This is a genomic window from Candidatus Sphingomonas colombiensis, assembly GCA_029202845.1.
Lineage (GTDB): Bacteria > Pseudomonadota > Alphaproteobacteria > Sphingomonadales > Sphingomonadaceae > Sphingomonas > Sphingomonas colombiensis.
Genome location: CP119315.1, coordinates 1,415,331 through 1,438,022 on the forward strand (window position 1 = coordinate 1,415,331; position 22,692 = coordinate 1,438,022).

At 65.0% G+C, this 22,692-nt stretch carries 25 protein-coding genes, 1 tRNA gene and 2 pseudogenes; 16 read left to right on the top strand and 12 right to left on the bottom strand.

Annotation, left to right across the window (positions count from 1 at the left end):
* The first annotated feature begins 19 nt into the window (after positions 1-19).
* From P0Y64_06685 to P0Y64_06710, 6 genes are all read left to right on the top strand, one after another.
* Entirely contained in the window at positions 20-931 is a 912-nt protein-coding gene (locus tag P0Y64_06685) for a DMT family transporter (GenBank protein ID WEK44476.1), read from the top strand.
* Positions 928-1,584 carry a COQ9 family protein gene (locus P0Y64_06690; GenBank protein WEK44477.1) on the top strand — a complete coding sequence of 219 codons (657 nt, stop codon included), beginning with the start codon at positions 928-930 and terminating at the stop codon, positions 1,582-1,584. Before P0Y64_06685 ends, P0Y64_06690 begins: the two co-directional genes overlap by 4 nt.
* Before the next feature lie 47 nt (positions 1,585-1,631).
* A complete protein-coding gene (locus P0Y64_06695; GenBank protein ID WEK44478.1) occupies positions 1,632-1,883 on the top strand; it encodes a FeoA family protein in 252 nt (83 codons plus the stop codon).
* The gene (locus tag P0Y64_06700; protein WEK44479.1) at positions 1,883-3,733 is read left to right on the top strand and encodes a ferrous iron transporter B; all 1,851 of its coding nucleotides are present in this window, start codon (positions 1,883-1,885) and stop codon (positions 3,731-3,733) included. Before P0Y64_06695 ends, P0Y64_06700 begins: the two co-directional genes overlap by 1 nt.
* Before the next feature lie 75 nt (positions 3,734-3,808).
* Positions 3,809-4,357: a single-stranded DNA-binding protein gene (ssb, locus tag P0Y64_06705; protein ID WEK44480.1), complete on the top strand. Its 549-nt coding sequence runs from the start codon at positions 3,809-3,811 to the stop codon at positions 4,355-4,357.
* Positions 4,358-4,417: 60 nt separating this feature from the next.
* Positions 4,418-5,881 carry a PAS domain-containing protein gene (locus P0Y64_06710; GenBank protein ID WEK44992.1) on the top strand — a complete coding sequence of 488 codons (1,464 nt, stop codon included), beginning with the start codon at positions 4,418-4,420 and terminating at the stop codon, positions 5,879-5,881.
* Here P0Y64_06710 and P0Y64_06715 read toward each other — a convergent pair.
* The 3 genes and pseudogenes from P0Y64_06715 to P0Y64_06725 all read right to left on the bottom strand — a co-directional run bounded on the left by P0Y64_06715 (position 5,865) and on the right by P0Y64_06725 (position 8,010).
* Positions 5,865-6,257, bottom strand: a complete 393-nt coding sequence (locus P0Y64_06715; protein WEK44481.1) for a response regulator — start codon at positions 6,255-6,257, stop codon at positions 5,865-5,867. The genes P0Y64_06710 and P0Y64_06715 overlap by 17 nt on opposite strands.
* A 27-nt stretch (positions 6,258-6,284) precedes the next feature.
* A pseudogene (gene metW, locus P0Y64_06720) lies at positions 6,285-6,889 on the bottom strand (methionine biosynthesis protein MetW).
* Positions 6,890-6,908: 19 nt separating this feature from the next.
* Positions 6,909-8,010, bottom strand: a pseudogene (locus tag P0Y64_06725) (homoserine O-acetyltransferase).
* Between the two features lie 96 nt (positions 8,011-8,106).
* Between P0Y64_06725 and hisC the strand changes: the two are divergent.
* Both hisC and P0Y64_06735 read left to right on the top strand, forming a co-directional pair.
* Positions 8,107-9,207: a histidinol-phosphate transaminase gene (gene hisC / locus P0Y64_06730; GenBank protein WEK44482.1), complete on the top strand. Its 1,101-nt coding sequence runs from the start codon at positions 8,107-8,109 to the stop codon at positions 9,205-9,207.
* Positions 9,207-10,115, top strand: a complete 909-nt coding sequence (locus tag P0Y64_06735; protein WEK44483.1) for a prephenate/arogenate dehydrogenase family protein — start codon at positions 9,207-9,209, stop codon at positions 10,113-10,115. The genes hisC and P0Y64_06735 overlap by 1 nt, the downstream gene beginning before the upstream one ends.
* 103 nt (positions 10,116-10,218) lie before the next feature.
* Here P0Y64_06735 and P0Y64_06740 read toward each other — a convergent pair whose 3' ends face one another.
* Genes P0Y64_06740 through ftsE form a run of 4 tightly spaced genes read right to left on the bottom strand, consistent with a single transcriptional unit; the run spans position 10,219 to position 13,023 of the window.
* Positions 10,219-10,908 carry a lysophospholipid acyltransferase family protein gene (locus tag P0Y64_06740; protein WEK44484.1) on the bottom strand — a complete coding sequence of 230 codons (690 nt, stop codon included), beginning with the start codon at positions 10,906-10,908 and terminating at the stop codon, positions 10,219-10,221.
* Positions 10,908-11,441, bottom strand: a complete 534-nt coding sequence (locus P0Y64_06745; GenBank protein ID WEK44485.1) for a YdcF family protein — start codon at positions 11,439-11,441, stop codon at positions 10,908-10,910. Before P0Y64_06745 ends, P0Y64_06740 begins: the two co-directional genes overlap by 1 nt.
* The gene (locus P0Y64_06750; GenBank protein ID WEK44486.1) at positions 11,438-12,313 is read right to left on the bottom strand and encodes a permease; all 876 of its coding nucleotides are present in this window, start codon (positions 12,311-12,313) and stop codon (positions 11,438-11,440) included. Before P0Y64_06750 ends, P0Y64_06745 begins: the two co-directional genes overlap by 4 nt.
* A gap of 2 nt (positions 12,314-12,315) precedes the next feature.
* Positions 12,316-13,023 carry a cell division ATP-binding protein FtsE gene (gene ftsE, locus P0Y64_06755; GenBank protein ID WEK44993.1) on the bottom strand — a complete coding sequence of 236 codons (708 nt, stop codon included), beginning with the start codon at positions 13,021-13,023 and terminating at the stop codon, positions 12,316-12,318.
* Between the two features lie 193 nt (positions 13,024-13,216).
* Here ftsE and P0Y64_06760 point away from each other — a divergent pair, with 193 nt between their 5' ends.
* From P0Y64_06760 to P0Y64_06790, 7 genes are all read left to right on the top strand, one after another.
* Positions 13,217-13,996, top strand: a complete 780-nt coding sequence (locus P0Y64_06760; protein WEK44487.1) for a zinc-ribbon domain-containing protein — start codon at positions 13,217-13,219, stop codon at positions 13,994-13,996.
* A gap of 104 nt (positions 13,997-14,100) precedes the next feature.
* A tRNA-Leu gene (locus tag P0Y64_06765) sits at positions 14,101-14,187 on the top strand.
* A 294-nt stretch (positions 14,188-14,481) separates the two neighbouring features.
* On the top strand, positions 14,482-15,108 hold the full coding sequence (locus P0Y64_06770; protein WEK44488.1) for a PEPxxWA-CTERM sorting domain-containing protein: 627 nt from the start codon (positions 14,482-14,484) through the stop codon (positions 15,106-15,108).
* Between the two features lie 19 nt (positions 15,109-15,127).
* A complete protein-coding gene (locus P0Y64_06775) occupies positions 15,128-15,748 on the top strand; it encodes a L,D-transpeptidase family protein (GenBank protein WEK44489.1) in 621 nt (206 codons plus the stop codon).
* Between the two features lie 89 nt (positions 15,749-15,837).
* Complete coding sequence (locus P0Y64_06780; protein ID WEK44490.1) at positions 15,838-16,362, top strand: CAP domain-containing protein; 525 nt, start codon at positions 15,838-15,840, stop codon at positions 16,360-16,362.
* An 89-nt stretch (positions 16,363-16,451) separates the two neighbouring features.
* Positions 16,452-16,847, top strand: coding sequence for a peptide-methionine (R)-S-oxide reductase MsrB (msrB, locus tag P0Y64_06785; GenBank protein WEK44491.1), 396 nt, complete (start codon positions 16,452-16,454; stop codon positions 16,845-16,847).
* Between the two features lie 140 nt (positions 16,848-16,987).
* A complete protein-coding gene (locus tag P0Y64_06790; GenBank protein WEK44994.1) occupies positions 16,988-19,066 on the top strand; it encodes a PBP1A family penicillin-binding protein in 2,079 nt (692 codons plus the stop codon).
* Here P0Y64_06790 and P0Y64_06795 read toward each other — a convergent pair.
* Genes P0Y64_06795 through P0Y64_06805 form a run of 3 tightly spaced genes read right to left on the bottom strand, consistent with a single transcriptional unit; the run spans position 19,036 to position 20,722 of the window.
* Positions 19,036-19,716, bottom strand: coding sequence for a DUF45 domain-containing protein (locus tag P0Y64_06795; GenBank protein WEK44492.1), 681 nt, complete (start codon positions 19,714-19,716; stop codon positions 19,036-19,038). The two genes, P0Y64_06790 and P0Y64_06795, sit on opposite strands and share 31 nt — an antisense overlap.
* The gene (locus P0Y64_06800) at positions 19,713-20,144 is read right to left on the bottom strand and encodes a YcgN family cysteine cluster protein (protein ID WEK44493.1); all 432 of its coding nucleotides are present in this window, start codon (positions 20,142-20,144) and stop codon (positions 19,713-19,715) included. The genes P0Y64_06795 and P0Y64_06800 overlap by 4 nt, the downstream gene beginning before the upstream one ends.
* Entirely contained in the window at positions 20,141-20,722 is a 582-nt protein-coding gene (locus P0Y64_06805; protein ID WEK44494.1) for an SCO family protein, read from the bottom strand. The genes P0Y64_06800 and P0Y64_06805 overlap by 4 nt, the downstream gene beginning before the upstream one ends.
* Before the next feature lie 62 nt (positions 20,723-20,784).
* On the opposite strand from P0Y64_06805, the gene P0Y64_06810 reads away from it, so the two are divergent.
* Entirely contained in the window at positions 20,785-21,381 is a 597-nt protein-coding gene (locus P0Y64_06810; protein ID WEK44495.1) for an ankyrin repeat domain-containing protein, read from the top strand.
* 19 nt (positions 21,382-21,400) lie between these two features.
* Here the strand turns inward: P0Y64_06810 and P0Y64_06815 are convergent, their stop codons facing one another.
* Both P0Y64_06815 and P0Y64_06820 read right to left on the bottom strand, forming a co-directional pair.
* The gene (locus P0Y64_06815; protein ID WEK44995.1) at positions 21,401-21,847 is read right to left on the bottom strand and encodes an MmcB family DNA repair protein; all 447 of its coding nucleotides are present in this window, start codon (positions 21,845-21,847) and stop codon (positions 21,401-21,403) included.
* An 85-nt stretch (positions 21,848-21,932) separates the two neighbouring features.
* On the bottom strand, positions 21,933-22,562 hold the full coding sequence (locus P0Y64_06820) for a cell wall hydrolase (protein WEK44496.1): 630 nt from the start codon (positions 22,560-22,562) through the stop codon (positions 21,933-21,935).
* Positions 22,563-22,692: the final 130 nt, after the last annotated feature.

Consider the following 22,692-nt stretch of genomic DNA (forward strand, 5'->3'; position numbering starts at 1 on the left):
TAGGCGGTTACAGGGCGCCATGCATCAGGCGAGTCCCCCAAGAAAAGCTATCCTCAGGCCAAGCAGCGCCGCAATCGCCTTCATCGCTCTGTTGATCGGCAATATCGCGCTCGCTTTCGGGCCGTGGTTCGTGCGGATGACAGATGTCGGCCCGGTCGCGGCGGGATTCTGGCGCATCACGCTCGCCGCGCCGATCCTGCTACTGCTCGCTCGCGCCAGTGGCAGCCGGCCGTTTACCGAGGCGCGCGGATTATGGTGGGTACTCGGCGCCTCGGGGCTGCTGTTCGCCGGCGACCTCGCGACCTGGCATATCGGCATCCATCATACCAAGCTCGCCAATGCCACCTTGTTCGGCAATTGCGCGTCGCTGATCTACCCGATCTATGGCTTTTTCATCGCGCGTGCCTGGCCCAGCCGCACGCAGGGCGCCGCCCTGCTGCTCGCGCTGATCGGTGCGGCGGTGCTGATGGGACGCTCCGCGGAGATGTCGGCCGAAAATCTCGTCGGCGATCTTTTCTGCATGGTCGCCGGCATCCTCTACGCTGCCTATTTCATCTTCATGGCGCGCGCGCGGGCGACGATGAAACCACTCCCGGCGCTCGCTTTATCTTCCGTTGCCGCCAGCCTGCCGCTGCTGATCGTCGCGATCGCAATGGGTGAACAGGTAATGCCCGCGAACTGGACCCCGCTTATCACGCTGGCGCTGGTCAGCCAGGTATTCGGGCAGGGGCTGATGATCTACGCGCTTGGCGCGCTCAGCCCGCTGGTGATCGGACTGGCGCTGCTCACCCAACCGATCGTCGCCGCGGCGATCGGCTGGAGCGTCTATGGCGAACGGCTCGGCCTGCTCGATCTGTTCGGCGCGGTGATGATCGCGATCGCGCTGGTACTGGTGCGTCGCGCCTCGGGCGGTGATAAGGCTGCATCATGAGCAACCTGGCAGATGCCACCCTCGACGAAATCCGCGCCGCGCTCGCGCCTCGCATCGCCGTCAATGCCGCATTCGACGGATGGGCCGCACAGGCGCGCGATCTAGCGGCCGAAGCTGCGGGGGTCGATCGCGATATCGCGGCACTCGCACTGCCGGATGCGCCCGCGATGATCGACGCATGGTTCGCGACGATCGACGCGGCGATGCTGGAGAAGGTGCCGGCCGAGCATTGCGCGAAGCTCAAGATCCGTGAGCGGATCGCCGCGCTCGTTGGCGCGCGGATCGATGCGGTCGCGTCGCATCGTGAATCATTGCGCCGCGCGCTAGCGATCCTCGCCTTGCCGCAAAATATCGCCACCGGCGCGCGTTTGGCATGGCGAACGGTCGACGCGATCTGGCACGCGGCAGGCGACACCGCGACCGACTATAATCACTATACCAAGCGCACCATCCTGCTCGGCGTTTATGCCGCGACGATCACGATCTTGCTCGATGACGAGAGCGAAGGTCACGCGGAAACCCGCGCCTTCCTGTCGCGGCGGATCGACGGGATCATGCGCTTCGAGAAAGCCAAGGCTGGCTTCCTGCGCCGTGCGCAACATCGCCCCAGCCTGTCGCGTTTCGTCGGACGGCTGCGCTACCCGGTGGTGTAAACCAAAAGGCAATTGATAATCGTTCGCAGCAAGGTTAGATCGGCATCGTGCTCGTGTCCGTTCCCAGCCTCGAATCGCTGCCGTTGGGTCAGCGCGCGACGATCGCCGCGATTGCGTGGGATCAGCTTGCCGCGCCGGAAGCCCGACGGCTACGCGAATTCGGATTCGATGAGGGTGTCGCGGTCGAGGTGCTGCATCGCGCGACATTGGGCCGCGGCCCGATCGCATGCCGCATCGGCCGGATGACGGTGGCGCTGCGTCGCAAGGTCGCCGCCACGGTAACGGTGACGCTGGCGTAATGGCAACGCTCCCGCTGGTTGCGCTGGTCGGCAATCCTAATGCCGGCAAAAGCGCTCTTTTCAACGCGTTGACCGGCGCGCGACAGAAGGTCGGCAACTATCCCGGCGTCACGGTGGAGCGCCATTCCGGCCGGCTCGCGCTGGACGATGGCCGGCCGATCGAACTGCTCGATCTTCCAGGCACCTATAGTCTCGACCCCTCGTCCCCCGACGAATGCGTCACCCGCGACGTGGTGACCGGCGTGCAATCCGGTGAGCGGCGGCCCGATGCGCTGGTCGTCGTGGTGGACGCCGCCAATCTCGACAATCATCTGCGCTTCGCGCTCCAGCTGACCACGCTCGGCGTGCCGATGGTGGTGGCGCTCAACATGATCGATCTCGCCGAGCGCGACGGGCTTACGCTCGATCCGGAGGCCCTTTCGCGTGAGCTTGGCGTGCCGGTCGTGCCCACCGTCGCGGTGCGCAAGCGCGGGTTGGATAGCCTGCGCCACGCGCTGACGCTGGCGGTAGACAGCAAATCGGCGCCGCACCCGGCTACCGGCGGACATGAGGATATCGCGGCACTCCAGCGCCGCGCGCGCACGATCTCCGCTGCCGCGACGCTGCACGAAACCCCGGTGCGTCGCTGGACGCATATGCTCGATGCGGTAGCACTCCATCCGGTCGTCGGTCCGATCCTGCTCCTCGCGCTGCTGTTCGTGATGTTCCAGGCCGTGTTCAGCTGGTCCGAAGCGCCGATCGGCTGGATCGAAGATGCGTTCAAGGCGCTGGAGGCATGGGTCACCTCGGTGATGCCCGACGGCATATTGCGCTCGCTGATCAGCGATGGCGTGATCGCCGGCGTCGGCGCCGTGATCGTGTTCCTGCCGCAGATCCTGATCCTGTTTCTGTTCATCCTCGTGCTGGAGGCATCGGGCTATATGGTCCGCGCCGCCTTCCTGATGGACCGGCTGATGGCCAGCGTCGGCCTGTCGGGGCGCGCGTTCATCCCATTGCTCTCCAGCTTCGCCTGCGCGGTGCCCGGCATCATGGCGACGCGCACGATCGACGACGAGAAGGACCGGCTGACCACGATCCTGATCGCGCCGCTGATGACATGTTCGGCCCGGCTTCCGGTTTATACGATCATCATCGGCGCCTTCATTCCCAATACCAAAGTGCTGCCGTTCGTCGGCTTGCAGGGGCTGGTGCTGCTCGGCCTATATGTGATGGGCATCGTCGGTGCGTTTTGCGCGGCGTTGTTCCTGCGCCGCACCGTTACCAAGGGCTCATCCTCCGGCTTCATGATGGAGATGCCGAAATATCAGTGGCCGCGCGCGGGCGACATTGTGATCGGTCTATGGAGCCGCGCACTGATCTTCCTGAAGCGTGCCGGCACGATCATCGCGCTGACCACCATCATCCTGTGGGCGTTGCTCAGCTTCCCGCGCGCGCCGGATGGGCAGAGCCAGGTCGATCATTCGATCGCCGGCCGCATCGCAAGCGGGGTGGAGGTGGTCGTCAAACCGATCGGCTTCAACCGCGATATCGCGCTCGCGCTGATCCCGGCGATGGCAGCGCGCGAGGTCGCGGTATCGGCGATCGGCACCGTCTATGCGGTCGACGATGCTGAATCCGAAAAGGGCAAGGGCACGATCGTCGAGAATCTGCGCCATCGCTGGTCGCTGCCCACCGCACTCGCCTTTCTGATGTGGTTCGTCTTCGCGCCGCAATGCATCTCGACCATCGCGGTGACCCGGCGCGAGACGAACGGGTGGAAGTGGCCATTGTTCATGGTCGGCTATCTGTTCGTCGCTGCATATGTGATGGCAGGAATCACCTACTGGCTCGCAGTCGCTGCTGGGTTATAGAAGGGCGTTCGCCACCCGTTTTCGCATCGGGCGGCGCCGATTTCCGGCTGCGGCCGGGTAAGGGAACAGGATTTCATGGCAGGCAGCGTCAACAAGGTAATTCTCGTCGGCAATCTGGGGCGCGATCCCGAATCGCGCTCGTTTCAGAACGGCGGCAAGGTGGTCAACCTCCGCATCGCGACCAGCGATCAGTGGAAGGATAAGAACACCGGCGAGCGCAAGGAGCGCACGGAATGGCATTCGGTCGCGATCTTCAACGAGGGTCTCGCGAACGTCGCCGAGCGTTTCCTGCGCAAGGGTTCGAAGGTCTATATCGAGGGCCAGCTCCAGACGCGTAAGTGGCAGGATCAGCAGGGTCAGGACCGCTATTCCACCGAAATCGTGCTGCAAGGCTTCAACAGCGTGCTGACGATGCTCGATGGCCCACAGGGTTCGGGCGGCGGCTCCGGCGGCGGCGGGATGAGCGGCGGCGGTCGTGACGATTGGGGCGGCGGCGGCGACGATTTCGGCGGCGCGCCTGGTGGTGGCGGTCGCAGCGGCGGCGGGAACAAAGCCGGCGGTGGCGGTTTCGGTCAGAGTCGCGGTGGTTTCGCCGACGATCTGGACGACGACGTACCGTTCTAAAGGAGAATCGTGCAGCCGACCGCCGAACCCATTCTGGATGAAGTGGCACGCGCACGCGCGATGTCGCTCTACGATCTCGCCGGTGCGCGAGAGGATGGCGTTCTCGACGATCTCGTGCGCTTCGCCAGCCAGCTGTGCGAAGCGCCGGTCGCGCTGGTCAGTGTGGTGGAGGAGCAATTCCAGCGCTTCCTCGCCCGGTTCGGCACCGATCTGACCGAAACGCCGCGCAGCCAGTCGTTCTGCGCCCATGCGATGCACGGCTACAGCGTGATGGAGGTGCCGGACGCGACGCGCGATCCGCGCTTCGCCGCCAATCCGCTGGTCACCGCCGCCCCGTTCATCCGCTTCTACGCCGGCGCGCCGCTCGTCACCGCGGATGGCCTGCCGCTGGGGGCACTGTGCGTCATCGACGACAAGCCACGCAGCGCGCTCACCCCATTCCAGCGTGACGGAATGGCGATCCTCGCATCCACCGCTCTCGGCCGGTTGGAGAAACGCCGCACCGCGCGCGAGGCGCTCCACACGCGCGCCGCTCTGGCCGACAGCGAGATCCGTTTCCGAACGCTGGCCGATACGATGCCGCAGATCGTGTGGTCCGCGCGGGCCGACGGCGACACCGATTATTCAAACGCCCGCTGGTATGAATATACGGGGACGAAAGAGGGCGATGTCGCGGGCGACGCGTGGAGCACGATGTTCCACCCCGACGATCAGCCGCGCGCGCGCCAACTCTGGGCCCATAGCATCACCACCGGCGAGCCGTATCAGATCGAATATCGCCTGCGCCATCATGATGGCGAATATCGCTGGGTGCTGGGCCGAGCGCTGCCGATCCGTGATGCGGAGGGGCGCATCTCCCGCTGGTTCGGCACCTGCACCGATATCCACGCGCAGAAGCTGGCGCTGGAAGAGCGCGAGGTGATCAGCCAGGAGCTGGCGCATCGCATCAAGAACATCTTCTCGGTGGTCGCCGGGCTCATCCAGTTCACCGCGCGCATCCACCCCGAATTCGTCCCCGCCGCCGCAGATCTGCGCGAACGCGTGACGGCGCTGGGGCGTGCGCACGATTTCGTCCGCCCGCACAGCGCCGAGTCACAGTCCGAACTTCGGATCGACAGCCTGCACGGATTGCTCGCGCAATTGTTCGAGCCGTATCAGGCCGCGGGCCGTTCGCGCATCACCGTCTCCGGCGGCGAGATCACGATTGACGATCGCGCGGCCACCCCGATCGCATTGCTGTTTCACGAACTCGCCACCAACGCGACCAAATATGGCGCGCTATCGCTCGATGACGGCGCCGTTGCGATCGAAGTCGTCACCGATCCCGCGACGACGCGCCTGCTGTGGCGCGAAAGTGGCGGCCCGCCGGTCGACGCTCCGGCAGGCGATGGCGGATTCGGCAGCAGATTGATCGAATTGAGCGTGGTGCGGCAACTCGGCGGCAGCGTCCGCCGCGATTGGCATCGCGATGGGCTTGCGGTGGAAATCGAAGTGCCGAGCGCCTCGCTCAGCCGCGCGGGCTGAACTCGACGAAATCATTGTCGCCAGAAGCCACGCCGTCGAACGCCAGCGCGGCCGCGGCGCGAATCGCGCCTTCACTGAAAGGCTTGCGGATATAGCCGAGAGCAACGCCCTCGACGGCGATCTGCGCGGGATTCGCGGTGACGAACACCACTTTCACCCCATGTTCGCGCGCGATGCGCTCCGCGATCGATGGGCCGGTCGCGCCATCACGCAAATTTACGTCGACGAATGCTGCGCAACAATCCGGCGCTGCGGCCAGCGCCTCCGCCTCATCGGCGGCGATCGCCGCGACGCTATAGCCTGCGTCCGTCAGGATCCGTTCCAGATCCAGCGCAACGAAAATCTCATCCTCGACGATCAGCGCGGTCTTGCCCATTATCCTGTCCAGATCGTAACTTAAGCGCTAACCAGCATCGCGCGCGCCGGTTCCACGCAACAGGAATACGGCGTGTTCCGCGAGTACGTTTGCCGCCGCCGATGTGGTTTTTCGGCCACGCGTCAGGAACCATGCCCCTTCCACCGCGATGCCATTTTCCTTCAGATAGGCGCGGAAATCGTCGATCGTCAGATGATGGATGTTGGGTGTGTCATACCAGCGCTCCGGCAACAGCGGCGTCACCGGCATCCGGCCGCCCCACAGCAGCGACAACCGCACCCGCCAATGCGCGAAATTGGGAAAGCTGACGAAAGCATGCCGCCCGATCCGCAACAGATCAGCCAGCACCCTGTCCGGCGCGCGGCAGGTCTGCAGCGTCTGACTCAGGATCGCATAATCGAAGCTCTGCGCGGGATAATCGGCAAGATCGGTATCGGCATCGCCCTGAATCACGGATAGCCCGCGCCCCACCGCGTCGGCGACGTTGCGCGCATCCAGCTCCAGCCCGCGCGCGTCCGCACCCCTTTGGCGTCGCGCAGCGCCGCCATCAGCAGCCCGTCGCCGCACCCGACATCGAGCACGCGCGCGCCCGGCGCGACGTGATCGGCGATCACCGCCAGATCCGGCCGCAACGCTCATGCCCCACGCCCCCATGAAGCCCGCCACCACGCGGTACAGTTCGGGCGCGTCGAGCAGGAAGGCGTCATGCCCGTAGGGGCTCGACAGTTCCACGAAGCTCACCGGCGCGCCCGCCGCGTTGAGCGCATGGACGATCGCGCGTGATTCACGCGTCGGATAGAGCCAATCGGTATCGAAGCTAACGAGGCAGAAGCGCGGGCCGCCCGCGCTGAACGCATTGGCCAGCCGCCCGCCATGCTCCTCCGCCAGATCGAAATAGTCCATCGCGCGGGTGATATAGAGATAGGAATTGGCGTCGAACCGGTCGACGAAGCTCAGCCCCTGGTGGCGCAGATAGCTTTCCACCTGGAAATCGGCGTCGAACCCGAACGACTTTGGCGTCCCGCGCCTGCAGCCGGCGGCCGAACTTTTCGGTCAGCCCCGCTTCGGACAGATAGGTGATGTGTGCCGCCATCCGCGCCACCGCCAGCCCGGCCGCTGGCGGCTCACCACCGTAATAATCGCCGCCGTTCCAATGCGGATCGGCCATCACCGCCTGTCGCCCGACTTCGTGGAAAGCGATATTCTGCGCCGAATGCCGCGCGGCAGACGCGATCACCACCGCCGCCTCGACGCGATCAGGGAAGGTCGCCGCCCATGACAGCGCCTGCATCCCGCCCATCGACCCACCGACCACCGCCGCAAGCCGCTGAACACCAAGGTGATCGAGCAGCATCGCCTGCGCGCGCACCATGTCGCGGATCGTGATGACCGGGAAGGCCATCCCATATTCGCGCGCGGTCCCCGGATCGATCGTCGCCGGGCCGGACGACCCCATGCACGAGCCCAGCACATTGGCGCACACCACGAACATCCGATCGGTGTCGATGGGCCGCCCGGGCCCCACCATCGCCGTCCACCAACCCGGCTTGCCGGTGCGCGGATGCGCCGAGGCGACATATTGATCCATCGTCAGCGCGTGACAGATCAGCACCGCATTGCCGCCATCGGACGCAAGCGTGCCGTAAGTTTCATACGCGATCTCGACCGGCGTCAGCATCCCGCCGCCGTCGAGCCTGAGCGGCCCCGGCAACGTCACATGGCGCCCGGGGCCGAAACGCTGGTCATCAGTCATCGTCTTCGCGCGTTAGCGGTGCAGAGCCGCGCCAGCAATGCCGCGCCGCTACTCGCCTCTTCCCTGCAACGCCCGAGCCGCGTAAGCGGCGCCTCCATGACGAACGCACCTGTGCCCAAACCGTGGATCATGGAAATCGCCCCGTATATTCCGGGACGCTCGACAACCGACGATGGCCGGAAGGTCGCGAAGCTCTCGTCGAACGAAAATCCGCTCGGCACCAGCCCGCGCGCGCGGGAGGCTTTCGCCAGCGCGGCAACCAGCCTCGAACGCTACCCGGATGCCAGCGCGACCGAATTGCGCGATGTGCTCGCCGCACGCCATGGCCTCGATCCCGCGCGGATCATCTATGGCAATGGATCGGACGAGATACTGCATCTCGCCACCGGCGCCTTCGCCGGGCCGGGCGATGAGGTGATCTACGTAAATTACGGCTTCGCGGTGTACCCGATCGCCACCCGCCGCGTCGGCGCGACGCCGGTGGTGGCGCGCGACAAGGATTATGCGACTGATGTCGACGCGATCCTCGCCGCCGTCACGCCGCGCACCCGCATCGTGTTCGTCGCCAATCCGAACAACCCCACCGGCACCTATGCGCCGCGGGCCGAAATCGAGCGGCTTCATGCCGGGCTGCGCCCCGATATCCTGCTCGTGCTCGATCACGCTTATGCCGAATATATCGACGGGGATCATGACGACGGCGGGATGACGCTGGCGGAACGCGCGTCGAACGTGCTCGTCACGCGCACCTTCTCCAAGATGTACGGCCTCGCCGCAGAGCGGATCGGCTGGGGTTATGCCTCCGCGCCGATCATCGAGGCGATGCACCGCATCCGCCTGCCTTTTTCGATCACCATCGCCGGCACGGCGGCGGCGGTGGCGGCGGTCGGCGACACGGATTTCGTCGCCCATACCCGCGCGCACAATGCACAATGGCGCGCGTGGTTCGCGGATGAGATCGCGAAGCTTGGTAATGCCGGGCTACGCGCGATCCCGAGTCAGGCGAACTTCATCCTCGTCCTGTTCGAGGGCGAATTGACCGCCGAGGCCGCTTACAAGGGGCTGATGGACGCGGGCTATATCGTCCGCTGGCTGCCGGGGCAGGGGCTGCCGCACGGCCTGCGCATCACGATCGGCACCGAGGATGAGACCAAGGGCGTGATCGCCGCGCTGCGTCATCTTAGCGGCACCGACTGATGCTGCCGTTTTCGCGCGTCACGATCATCGGCCTCGGGCTGATCGGCTCATCCATCGCGCGCGCGGTGCGTCACGCGATGCCGACCGTGCGGCTGACGGGGCATGATGCAAGCGCCGAAGTGCGCGAAACCGTGCGCCAGCTCGATCTGCTCGACGATGTGACCGATACCGCGGGCGCTTCGGTGACCGATGCGGAGCTGGTCATCCTGTGCGTGCCCGTCGGCGCGATGGGCGCAATCGCGGCGGAGATCGCCGCCGATCTCCCCGCCGAGGCGATCGTCAGCGACGTTGGATCGAGCAAGGAGTTCGTCGCCAAAGCGCTGACGGAAGCACTTCCCAATGCGATCGTCGTTCCGGCGCATCCGGTCGCGGGCACCGAGCAGAGCGGCCCCGAAGCCGGCTTCGCGTCGTTGTTCCAGGGACGCTGGTGCATCGTCACCCCGCTGCCGGACGGCGATCCGGTGGCCGCGGAGCGGGTGGCGGAATTCTGGCGGCGGCTCGGCAGCAATGTCGAGATGATGGCGCCGGATCACCATGATCGCGTCCTCGCCATCACCAGCCATCTGCCGCATCTCATCGCTTATACGATCGTCGGCACCGCCAATGATCTGGCGGAAGTGACCGAATCCGAAGTGATCAAATTCTCCGCCGGCGGTTTCCGCGATTTTACCCGTATCGCCGCGTCGAATCCGACGATGTGGCGCGACGTGTTTCTGAGCAACAAGGAAGCCGTGCTGGAGATGCTCCAGCGCTTCAGCGAGGATCTGTCGCAGCTACAGCGCGCAATCCGCTGGGGCGATGGCGACACCTTGTTCGATCACTTCACCCAGACCCGCGCGATCCGCCGCTCGATCGTGGATCAGGGGCAGGATGACGCGGCCGCCGATTTCGGGCGGCGGCACGGTTAGCGCGAGCCGCGTGGTTTTGAAGTCAGGCGATTTGCCCGAACTATCCGTGATTGCATCGTTTTAGCGGAAAGTCAGTTCGCACTTTTCTGCGTGATGCTCGAGATCAGCGCGGCGTTTCCAGCGCGTTGATCGCTTCCCACACGCGGCGCTCCGCCTCAGCGCGCGGCAGGCCGGGCGGGATCGTCTCACCGATGCGGAATGTGACGATGCCCGGATGCTTCGCCCCCTTCTTCGGCAGCAGCAGCCCGCTGTCGGTCGCGATCGGCACCACCGGCAGATCGAGCGCCTTGTAAAGCCCAGCGAAGCCCGAACGCAGCGGGGGCGTCGTGCCGGGCGCCACCCGCGTCCCTTCCGGATAGACGATCACCGAACGGCCGGATTCCCGGGCCGCACGCGCATCGCGCATCAATTTGCGCAGCGCTTTGCTCGATGCCTCCCGATCCACCACGATGGAGCCGTAGAGCGTCGTCGCCCAGCCCCAGAGCGGGATGCGCATCAGCTCCTTTTTCAGCACCATCGCCGGGCTGTGAAGGATCAGCTGCAATTCCACTGTCTCATACATCGCCTGATGCTTGGAGACATAAAGGAACTGGCCATGGGGCACCGCCCCCTCCACGCGGCTGCGGATGCCGAGGATGGCACGCATCGTCCAGCGGTGCGCCCACGCCCAGCAATTGGCATAAGCGATCACCACGCGCTGCCCGCCAAGCGCCGCGATCGGCACCCCGAGCACGATCGGCACCGAAATCGCATAGAAAACCACGCGAAAAGCGATCGTCCGCAGCCAGTCCATCACCGCTCGACTCCAAGCCACAACACCATGCGTCGCAGGATCAGCTTGTTGTATTCGTTCACCAATTGCCCCAGTCGTGGTTCGGTCGGCACGCCGTCACGGATGATCGTCACATTGTCATCCAGCGCGGCATCCAGCTCCATCCGCGCGCGCGCCATATGCCAGTCGGAGGTGACCAGCCGCACAGAGCGATAATGATGCTCGCGCACCCAGGTGGCGGTCTCCTCCGCGTTCGAGCGCGTATCGACCGCCTGCCGCCCCAGATCGACGCAACAATCGATCGCCGGCGCATGACCGAAAGCGATGGCGAGATCGCGCTTGCCGACGCCCGGCGCCACCCCGGTGACGAGCATCCGCTGCGCGCGCTTCTCCTCGATCAGCGTCAGCCCGCGCGCGATTCGCCCAGCACCGCCGGTCGGCACCACGATCGCATCCGTGCGCGCAACCTCCGATGGCTGCGCGAGGAACAGCATGAAGGCCGCGAATCCCAGCCCCCAGACGACCGCGAACAGCCCGATGAGCCGCACGATCACAGAATGCGCCTCAACGTACGCGTCACCGCCACTCGCGCCGCGATCATTGCCAGCACGACGAAGGCAAGCGGCAACAGCGCGAGCATCACCCACGCCCCGATCCCAAGGGCAGCGCCACCAAGCAGCTCTGAGCCGAGCCCGGCCGCGCGCACCCCGATCAGCAACACCACCGCGATCGCCGCCACCGCCCCGATCGCCCCACCGATCAGTGCGTCGCGCGCGATCCGGCGCTGAAACAGCCGCGCCACCTGCACATCGGTCGCGCCCAGCATATGCATCACCTCGATCGTTGCGCGATGCGCGTCGAGCCCCGCGCGCGCGGTAAGCACCACCACCGTCGCGGTCGCGGTTGCCATCAGCGCGACCAGCCCGGCGCCAAGCCATGTCGCAAGCGAAAGCATTCCCGCGATCGAGGTCATCCAGCCCGCATGCAGATCGATCCGCGCGGCCGGCGCACTCGCCGTCACCGCCGCACGCACCCGTGCCAGCGTCGCGGGGGCACCATCGGCAAGATCGACATCGATCATCACCGGCAACGGCAGATTCGGATCGACACCATCCGTCCCCAGCCATGGCCGCAAAAGCTCGGCAAGCGCCGCGCGGCTCACCGGCGTGACTCGCGTCACACCAGCCGTGCCGCGCAGCCGGGTCACCAGCCGCGCGGCCTGTGCCTCACGCGCACCCGGCGCCCCACTGGTAAGCTGAACGGTCAACCGCCCGGCAAGCGATCGCTCCAGCGTCGCCGCCGCGTTACGCGTGGCGAGCCCCATCGCGGCGGCCAGCACCGTCAGGAACAGCATGATCGCGATAACCCAGATCATCGCCCGCCCGTCCTGCGTGTCGTCGAGCAGCCTGGCCGTGGAATGCGCCATCTTTATTGCCGCCTTCCGGGCGGGGGATGGCGCAACGCGCCGGTCGGGTCTTGCAGCCGTCCCTTATCGAGTCGCATCATCTGCGCGTCGGGGACGCGGCTCAGCAAATGCAGATCATGCGTCGCGACCAGCACGGTCGTCCCCAGCCGGTTCAGCGAATCGAACAATAGCAACAGCCGGTCCGCCATCTCCGGATCGACGTTTCCGGTCGGCTCGTCCGCGACCAATATCTCCGGCCGGCCGATCACCGCACGCGCGATAGCGACGCGCTGCTGCTCGCCACCCGAGAGCGTCGCCGGACGCGCCATGTCGCGATCGCCCAGCCCGACCCACGCCAGCATCTCATTCACCGGCCCCGCTACATCGGCTTCCGGCACGCCGGCGACACGCAGCGGCAGAGCGATATTGTCGGCGATCGACAGGTGCGGGATCAGCCGGAAATCCTGAAACACCACGCCGATCCGCCGCCGGAAGCCCGGCAACCGCCCGCGCGACATGGTCACGGCATCCTCGCCGAATAGCCGGATGATCCCACGGCTCGGCCGCTGCGCGAGATAAAGCAGCTTGAGCAGGGAGGTTTTGCCGGCGCCGCTCGCCCCGGTCAGAAAATAGAAGGCGCCACTCGCCAGCGTGAAGCTGAGATCGGATAGCGTCTCCTGGCCAGTGCCGTAGCGCAGCCCCACATTCTCGAACTGCACGATATTCGCCATCGGCGGCGCTGCTGCCTTCACCCCACACTTCGTTTCCCGCCATCGCACGATGCGGGCCTCCGCTTCAAGGCCGCCGCACCGACTCGGCGAAGGCGGACGGCACTTCACTGCTTGCCAGCCGGGCGTCGGGCGTGCTTAGATTCACGGATTCAGGCCCTGTGCCTAAAAGCCTCGTGCCAGCGTGTGTTGCGACATGATCCTCGAATGCCCCGAATGCCGCACCCGCTATCTTGTCCCCGACAGCGCTATCGGGGCTACGGGAAGGGTCGTGCGCTGCGCCAATTGCCGGCATAGCTGGTTTCAGGATCCTGGCGCGCCGGCGATTGAGCCGGTGGCCCCCTCTGCCGCGACCGAACCCGCGACACCGGCAAATTCATCGGAAGCAGCGCCTGTAGCAGCGCCCGCGCAACCGGACGCGCCGATCGCACCTCCCGAAACGCCGCTCGCCGCCGCACCGCCCGAGCCGTTGACGGACGGCCCTGCGCAAACCACGATCGAACCGGATTACGACGCTTTCGCGCATCGCCCGCCGTTCCGCCCGCGTCGCGATCAATCGCGCCGCTGGACGATCGCGGCGGTGGCCGCCGGCGTATTGATGCTCGTCGCGGTAGCGGCCATCGTGTGGATGAGCGCGCCGGGGCTCGCACAACAGCTCGGCCTTTCGTTCGGTCCGGCCGAATCACCGCTTCGACTGGTCGATAACCCGATCGAACGCCGCGAAATGGCCAATGGCAGTGAGTTGTTCGCGGTAAGCGGCAAGGTGCTCAACCCTTCCGGCATGCGCCAGCGCGTGCCTGATATCCGCGCCGATCTCCGCGATGCACAGGGGCGAATCGTCTATAGCTGGACGATCACGCCGCAGCAGCGCTCGCTCGGGCCAAAAGGCGCGATCGACTTCAATTCGGCGAAGCTGGACGTGCCTGCGAATTCGAAGCGGCTGGAGCTGAGCTTCGCCGGCGAAGGCACAAAATAAGCCGCCAAGGTCAAAGATCCGCACGAGAGGCATTGCCAGCCCTCAAGGGCTTTGCTAGGGGCGCCGTCCTGCCAATCGCCGGGCCAGCCCGGTAGATATCACGTGCGGTCGTGGCGGAATTGGTAGACGCGCAACGTTGAGGTCGTTGTGTCCGAAAGGACGTGGAAGTTCGAGTCTTCTCGACCGCACCATAGGCCCCCTGAATGGGCCTGATCGGCTGAAATGCCGATCTTTTTTCCTGAGATGAGCATTGAAGATCGCCCTCTGTTGCGATGCAGCCGGGATCGATCGACGTGACGCAAATGCGCGCGAAGGATTTTGTTAACCATCATCGGCTTAGCGTAATCACCCAGACCATAGCGCGATTGCGGCACTGCAATGATAAAGTGTCGCTTTTCAGGACAAATTTCGGTATGCGCTTTGATCGGGGACAAGCATCGGATTTTCCGATGTGATAGAATTGCCATTCCGTAAGGGGGGAGTCGGTGCTGCCGAAAGTTAGCCGCATGAAGATCGGTGGAAGAGGCAAGAGGCTGATTATTCTGGGGCTGTTCGCGGCGTCAGGGGTCGGCACTGGCTATATCATGCTCGATCGCGACGGTATCGGTAGTGCGAAGGCTGCGGTGATGGCCGCGCTGGCCGACCCGTTGGCGATGTTCACCGATCGCTCGCCCGGAGCCCGCGGTGCCGGCGCACTGACGCAGACCAAGGTTCGCGAGCGCGTCGCCAGTAATGAGCATAATCATCCGGCTGCGAAAGCGGTGCCGAAGCCGCTTACGCCAGTCGAACGCGTGCTGACCTCCGTCCGCGAACGGCCGCCGTTCATCGATGAAGGTGGCGTGCCGTTCGGCGATAGCGCCGGCCCGATCATACCAGCGGTCGATTTTGCGGGACCGACACATTCGCCGTTCGGACCATCAGTCCCGACCTTTGTCCCCCCGCTCGGGCCGGGCTCCCCATCTGTTACGCCACCCGTCACGCCACCCGTCACGCCGCCCGCCGGGGCAATTCCGGAGCCGGCCACCTGGGGCATGATGCTGATCGGCTTTTTCGGCATCGGTGCCGCGCTGCGCCGTCGCGTCTTTCGGACGGCGGCGGCTGGCAATCGTTGAGCGCTACACAAGGCGGTTGATGCAGGTGCTTTCGCGCGCCGCGCTCCCGCTCGCCGTGGCTGCCGCCGCAATCACCATCGCCGCGGCCGTCACCAAGCACCATGTCGATCAATATGTCCCCGATCCGCCGGCACGCCAGGTCGAGCAGGGCCCGCGCCTTTGGTATCCCGCAGGGCAATATCCCGAATTGACATTGCCGGATGGCGAGCACCGGATGGTCAAAAGCCTGCTCAACGTCCGCGAGACGATGCATTTCGGCGATTATGTCTGGAACGACCAGCATATCCCCGCCGGAGAGATATGGGTGCGCGTCGATCTTCGCCGCCAATTATTATCGGTATTCCGTGGCGGGCATGAGATCGGTTCTTCTGTTATCCTCTACGGCACCGATGGCAAGCCGACGCCCACAGGCGTTTTCCCGATCATGGAGAAGCGGGAGGATCACCGCTCGTCGCTATATGACGCCGAGATGCCCTATATGCTGCGGCTGACCGGCGACGGCGTCGCAATCCACGCCAGCAACGTGCGACGCGGCTCCGCCACGCATGGCTGCATCGGTGTGCCGCCATCGTTCGCCGCTCTGCTATTCGCGACCGTGAAACGCGGTGACACCGTGGCGATCATGCCGTCCGCGACATAATTGTAGTTAGCCTAAAACTAACCAGCCCTTTCAATCGCCTGCTGACCGACTGATGAGAAGATCAGTCCATTCCTCGGGATGGGCTTATCGTGTCGCACAAACGACTCACATCGCTGTTCGCGGGTATCGCGCTGCTTCCGGCACTTCCGTTGCTGGTTAGCGCGACTGATCCCTCGTCGAACTTCGCCGATCGTTTGCTTGCTCGTCATAACAGCGAGCGGGCCGCGATGGGCATCGCGCCGCTCAAATGGGATGAGCGTCTCGCGGGCCGGGCACGCATGTGGGCGAGCCATCTCGCGACGACCGGGCAATTCAAACATGCTCCCGAGCGCGACGACGAGCCCGAGGGTGAAAACCTGTGGGCTGGCACCAAAGGCGCCTTCACGCTGGAGCGAATGGTCGATGCGTGGATTCGCGAGAAGCGCTATTTCACGCCCGGGCTGTTTCCTAACAACAGTTCGACCGGCAACGTCAGCGATATCGGTCATTATACCCAATTGATGTGGCGGGAGACCGGCGAGGTGGGATGCGCGATCGCGCGTGGGCGAGATGAGGATGTGCTCGTCTGTCGCTATAGCGATGCGGGCAATTATATCGGCGAGCGCCCGTTCTAACGCGCCTGCCAGCGCCTCGCGCGCGCAAATAGCGCCGAGGCTAGCGACACCGCTTGACGCGAATAGCGCCACGGCAGAAATTCGCGCGCATGGAACATCTCGATCTATCCGAGTCCGAATGGCGTCGGCGGTTGACGCCCGAACAATATCATGTGCTGCGCGAAGCCGGCACCGAGCGCGCTTTCGCGGGCAAATACAATAACAACAAGGCCGACGGCATCTATCATTGCGCGGCGTGCGAATTGGCATTGTTCGATTCGGCCGACAAATATGATTCGGGCTCGGGCTGGCCGAGCTTCACCCGCCCGCTTTCGCCCGAGGCGGTGACCGATCATACCGATACCAGCCACGGCATGACCCGCACGGAAACGCGTTGCGCACGCTGCGACAGCCATCTCGGCCACGTCTTTCCCGATGGCCCGCCACCGACCGGCATGCGTTATTGCATGAATTCGGTCAGCCTCGATTTCCAGCCGAGACGATAAAGCACGGGGCAACGCCGGCTTGTTAAGCGCCGGCTAAGCCTCTATTCGCTTTAGCCGATCTAATGGCCCGCGCCCCCCGCCCCCGTTCGCCCTGGCGCCGCCGCCTCTCGCTTGCAATCAAGCTGTTGATTGTGCTCGCGATCCTCGGCATCGGCGCGCTTGTAACCGCAGTTTACGTCACGCGCGCGCAGCTCCCGAGCTATGATCAGCTCAAATCGTCGCCCAACGGCCAGATGATCCGCGTCCATGCCGCCGATGGCACGGTGATCGTGTCGATCGGCCCTAGCTATGGCGAATGGCTCTCGGCTGATCGCATTCCCAAAGTGATGCGTGACGCGACGGTCGCGGTTGAGGATCGACGCTTTTACAGCCACTTAGGGGTAGATCCGATCGGCGTCGCGCGGTCGCTCAAGGTACGGCTGGATCGTGGGCGCTGGGTGCAGGGCGGATCGACGATCACGCAGCAGCTCGCGCGCAACGTGTTCCTCAACAATCAGAAAAAGTTCGGCCGCAAGTTCCGCGAATGGATTCTCGCGCTCGCGATGGAGCGCAAGTTCAGCAAGGACGAGATTCTCGAACTGTATCTGAACAAGGTTTATTATGGCGGCGGCGCTTATGGCATCGACGCGGCGTCGCGGAAATTCTTCGGGCACGGCGCGGATCACCTGTCGCTCCCGGAGGCGGCGATCATCGCCGGGCTCGTCAAGGCGCCGTCGAACTATTCCCCCACCGCCGATGCCGCCGCTGCGGTTGGCCGCGCGTCGGTCGTGCTTCAGGCGATGGAAGACAATGGGGTGATCACCGCTGGCGAGGCACGCGCCGCCGATCCCAAAACGGTCGCGCTCGCGCCGGAGCCGAAGCAGAACAGCGTCCGTTATTTCACTGATTGGGCGCTGCCCCAGCTTGAGCTGCTGATCGACGAGACCGAAAAGCCGCTGGAAGTGTGGACGACGCTCGATCTGAACATGCAGCGCGACGCGGATGCCGCGGTCCGGCAGAATGCGCCGTCGGGCGCGCAAGGGGCACTTGTCGCGCTCGATCGCGATGGCGCGGTGCGCGCGATGGTTGGCGGCAAGGATTATGTCTCCTCAATCTACAACCGCGCGACGCAGGCCGAGCGCCAGCCCGGCTCCGCGTTCAAGCTGTTCGTCTATCTCGCCGCGCTCGAAGCAGGGAAGACTCCCGAATCGACCGAGATCGATGAGCCGGTGACGATCGATGGCTGGAGCCCGCGCAACGACTCACGCCGCAATTCCGGGCAGGTGACGCTGCGCACAGCCTTTGCCTATTCGCTGAACACGATCGCCGCCAAACTTGGGCAGCAGGTCGGCTTCGCGACGGTGGCGGATATGGCGCGGCGCTTCGGCATCACCACCACGGTCAACACCCATCCCTCGATGGTGCTCGGCACCTCCGACGTGCGACTGATCGATATGACGCGCGCCTTCGCCAGCGTCGCCAATCAGGGCGTGGCCGTGACGCCCTATGGCATCACCAAGGTGACGACCAACAACGACGTGATCTACCAGCACGAGGTAGATCGCAGCCGTGTGCTCGTTGCGCCGCAGGTCGCCGCACAGATGATCGACCTGTTGCAGACGACGGTGAACACCGGCACCGGCCGCGCGGCGCAGATCGGACGCCCGGTGGCGGGGAAGACCGGCACGACCAGTTCGTCAAGGGATGGCTGGTTCCTCGGTTTCTCGTCCGGCCTCACCACGGGCGTGTGGATGGGCCGCGATGATGCCAAGCCGATCGCCGGGCTGCACGGGGGCACCGCGCCGGCGCGCGCTTTCCATGATTTCATGCTAAAGGCGGTCGCCAACCGCCCGATCGAGCAATTCGATACGCAGGTAACACTGCCCGAGGCGCAGCTCGAGCCAGATGCGGAAAGCTATTACGGTATCCCCGACAATGGCATGTTCGTCGATCCGGATGGCAACCCGATAGGCGGCATCCCTGGCTATCCCGACGCCAACCCACCGCCCGTCGTTGATCGAGCCGCGCCGCGCCCTGATCGGCCGCAGGTGGATGACGATGGCAATGCCATCCCGCCGCCGCAGGAACGGCTCGATCAGGACTGGATCGATCGCGTCACCGGCCGCGATCAGCGTCGTGACCAGCGTCGCCCGAACAGTGCCGCGCCGCCGCCGAACCAGCCGGGCAATCGGCCACCGCCGCCGGCAATCTATTCCACGGAACCGCGCCCGTACCAGTGAAGCGCTGCGCCATGCGTGCGTAGCCAGCCCCGTTCGGGCGCGGGATCGCGGCCGTAGAGCGTGGTGACCAGCGCGTGAAACGCCGGGCTATGATTCATATGGATGCGATGCGCGACCTCATGCGCGGCGGTCGCCTGGCGCACCGCGCGCGGCGCCATCGCCAGTCGCCAGTTATAGCGGATCGTGCCCGATGACGCACAACTGCCCCAGCGTCCACGCGCGTCGCCGATCGCGACCTTCACCACCTTCACGCCAGCCAGCGCGGCATAATGCGCGGTATCCTCGCTCAGCAGCCGCAGCGATTCGCGTTTCAGCCATGATTCGACGCGCCGCCCCACCGTTTCGATCGGGCCGCCCAGAATCAGCCGATCGTCGCTGCGCGTCACCCGGCGCGAGGCGGCTTCGTCCCACGCGATAACCAGCGTCGAATCGTCAAACGGCAGCGTCGTGCCGTGGACAAACGGCCGTCCCGCCGGAAGCGCGGCGCGCTGCCGGGCAAGCCACTCAGCTTGCGTCGCGGCCCATGCCAGCGCCGCCTTGGCGGAAGCGCGCGGCGGGATCACCAGCCGTGTGCGCCCGCTTGCCGGATCGAGCGATAGCTTTGCGCGGCGCGCGCGCGGATGTCGCACCACCTCGATGTCGTCGGTCACAGCACTCGATCGACGATATGGTTCTCGAACTCGCCCGCATCGTCCTCGCTGATCGTCCAGCCACGCACGGACTGGCCCGCGCGATGCACCGCCTCGGGATCGCCGCACACCAGATAATGCCATTCGGGCAACTGCTCCCCTGCCGCGCGCAGGCGATAGGCGCAGGTCGAGGGCAGCCAGTCTATCTGGCGAACATTGCGCATGGTGAGCCGCACGCATTCGCTGACATAGGCATGGCGGTGGCGATAATCCGAACATCGCCCGCTCCGCCGATCGAGGAGCCGGCAGGCTACGTTGGTCGCGACCAGCTCGCCGGTATCCTCGTCCTCCAGCTTATGGATGCAGCATTTGCCGCAGCCGTCGCACAAAGCTTCCCATTGCGCGCGGTCGAGCTTTTCGAGCGGGGTATCTTCCCAGAAGCGGCTCATTTCGCCCAACGCTCGATTTCGTCCGCGATCTTGCGCGGCGGCCCTTCCTGCGAAAGCAACGCAAGCGGCTTACCATCCGGCGCCATCAGATAAGCGGCGCGGCTGTGATCCATCATATAGCCGCCCGGCCCGCCCTGGCCGCGCGCATAATAGACGCCATATTCCTTGGCGACCGTCGCGATCTGCTCTGGCGTACCGGTCAGGCCCATCATGCGCGGGTGAAACGCGCCGACGAATTGCTTGAGCACCGCCGGATTGTCCCTCGCCGGATCGATCGTCACGAACACCGGCACGACGCGCGCGGCGACGGCCGGCTGCTCCTTCTCCACGATCTTCAGCGCCGCACCGATATTCTGCACGTCGAGCGGGCACACATCGGGGCAGAACGTATAGCCGAAATACATGATGCGATATTTGCCGGCGAAATCGCGATCGGTCGCCGGCTTGCCGTTCTGATCGGTCAGCGTGAAGGCGCCGCCAATGCGCGCGCCCTCCAACGGCGGGCGTTCCGCCGGCTTGGTTGGAGAACAGGCCGCGAGCGCGAGCGCGGTGACGACAAAGGAAATACGCAGGTTCATGGTACCGCCTGAGATGATCTGTTAGAGCCGCAATCGCAACCTGTGTGGAATTTCGACCGCCAATGAAGCGCTTCCTTTTCGCCGCCGCGATCCTTGCCGGCACCTCCGCGCTGCCCGCTTATGCGCAGCAGCAATCCCAGAGCTACAAATTCCTTCAGGCCGTGAAGGACGCCAAGGGCGACGAGGTGACCAAGATCCTCGATCAGCCCGGCCAGCGGATCATCAACACCCGCGACGTGACGACGGGGGACGGCGCGCTACATATCGTCATCCGGCGCGGCGACGACACCTATCTGCGCTATCTGCTGTCGCGCGGCGCTGATCCCAATCTCCGCAACGGCAAGGGTGATACGCCGCTGTTGATGGCGATCCAGTTCGGTCAGAACAGCCTGGTCGACACGTTGCTGCTGGTGAAGGCCAATCCGAATCTCGGCAATTCAGCCGGAGAAACGCCGCTGATCCGCGCGGTGCAGCGCCGCGATCTGCCGCTGGTCAGAACGCTGCTCAACGCCGGTGCCGATCCCGACATCACCGACAATGTCGCCGGCATGTCGGCAAGGGATTATGCCCATGCCGATTCGCGCTCGCCCGCCATCGCCAAGGTGATCGACGAAAAGCCCAAGACCGCGCCGCGCGCAATCGCCGGCCCGAAGATGTAACGTCCGGCCGGGCCTGCGTTCAGAACGCCGGCCCGGCTTCGGGATCGCCCAGCGCGATCAACCGCCGTGCCGCGCGCCGCGCGAAAGCGAGCGTGCAGCGTTTGCGCACATGGCTGGCGAGCGGATCGCTTCGGGCCTCCCGCAACACCGCCGCGTCATAGCGATCGGCGACGATCAGCCCGGTGCGTTCCGGCAGAAATGCCTCGCCTTCGATCGGCGACACATCGAATCCCGCCGGCACCGCCCAGAAGAAGCGGTCGCAATGATCGAGATAGTCACGCCACTTGGCATCACCGAGCAGATCGGCGCGCGAAACCTTGATCTCGATAATCGTGATTCGCCCACGCGCATCGAGCGCCATCAGATCGGCACGTCGTCCCCCTTCGAGCGGAACTTCGGGGATCGCGACCAGCTCGTGCCGCAGCAACATCCGCGTCACGCCGCGCGCCACATCCAGCGCCACCATCGGTGACAGCGAATCGTCCAGATGCGAAACGGGCGAGGTGATGGTCACCCCGCCCGCATAGAACATCTAGAGAACGAAAAAAAGATCAGCGATAGAAGATGTGATTGCCGATCGACGCGACCTTCACCTTACCCCAACCCGGCGATGCGCGGCGGGCATGGAAATAAAGCGCGTCGCCAACCGAACCATCCCATTCATCATTCAGCGCGACCTTGGCCACCGCGAGCGCGGTGCGCCATGCCGGACGCGACTGATCGATGCTGGGCACGCGACCACCACGAACGAACGAAAACTGGCCCGGCTGGGTGATGACTGCACAAATCGACTGGCCAAAGCGGCCGGTATCCGCGCGGTTGAGGATCACTTCCGCCACCGCGAGCTGGCCGGTGAGCGGCTCACCCTTCGATTCATAATAGATCGCGCCGGCAAGGCAGCGCAGATCCTCATCGATTTCGCCCTTGGTCTGCTGCGCGGCCACGGCGGCGGCGAGCGTCGGATAAGCGACCTCATCGTCCTGCTGCACATCAGCGGACGCGGCTTCGGTCGGCGCAGGGGCGGGAATTGGATTTGGCATCGCCGGCACGGAAACCGGCTGGATCGTGGCGAGCACGCTTGGCGCTACTTCGGCCGCTAGACCGGCGCTGCTTCCAGCAGCGAAACCGACGATCGAAAAAGTCACAGCCGCGGCAACCGCGACCCGGGAAGAAAACGACATTCAACAACAGACATGGGCGGTGGGTACGCGGAAGCTCGATCGTCAAAAAATACGATCGGCCGGGTTCCCCCCCGACTGCGTCACCGAACGGATCGCACCCGCACTCGGCACAACGCTAAAATATGAACGA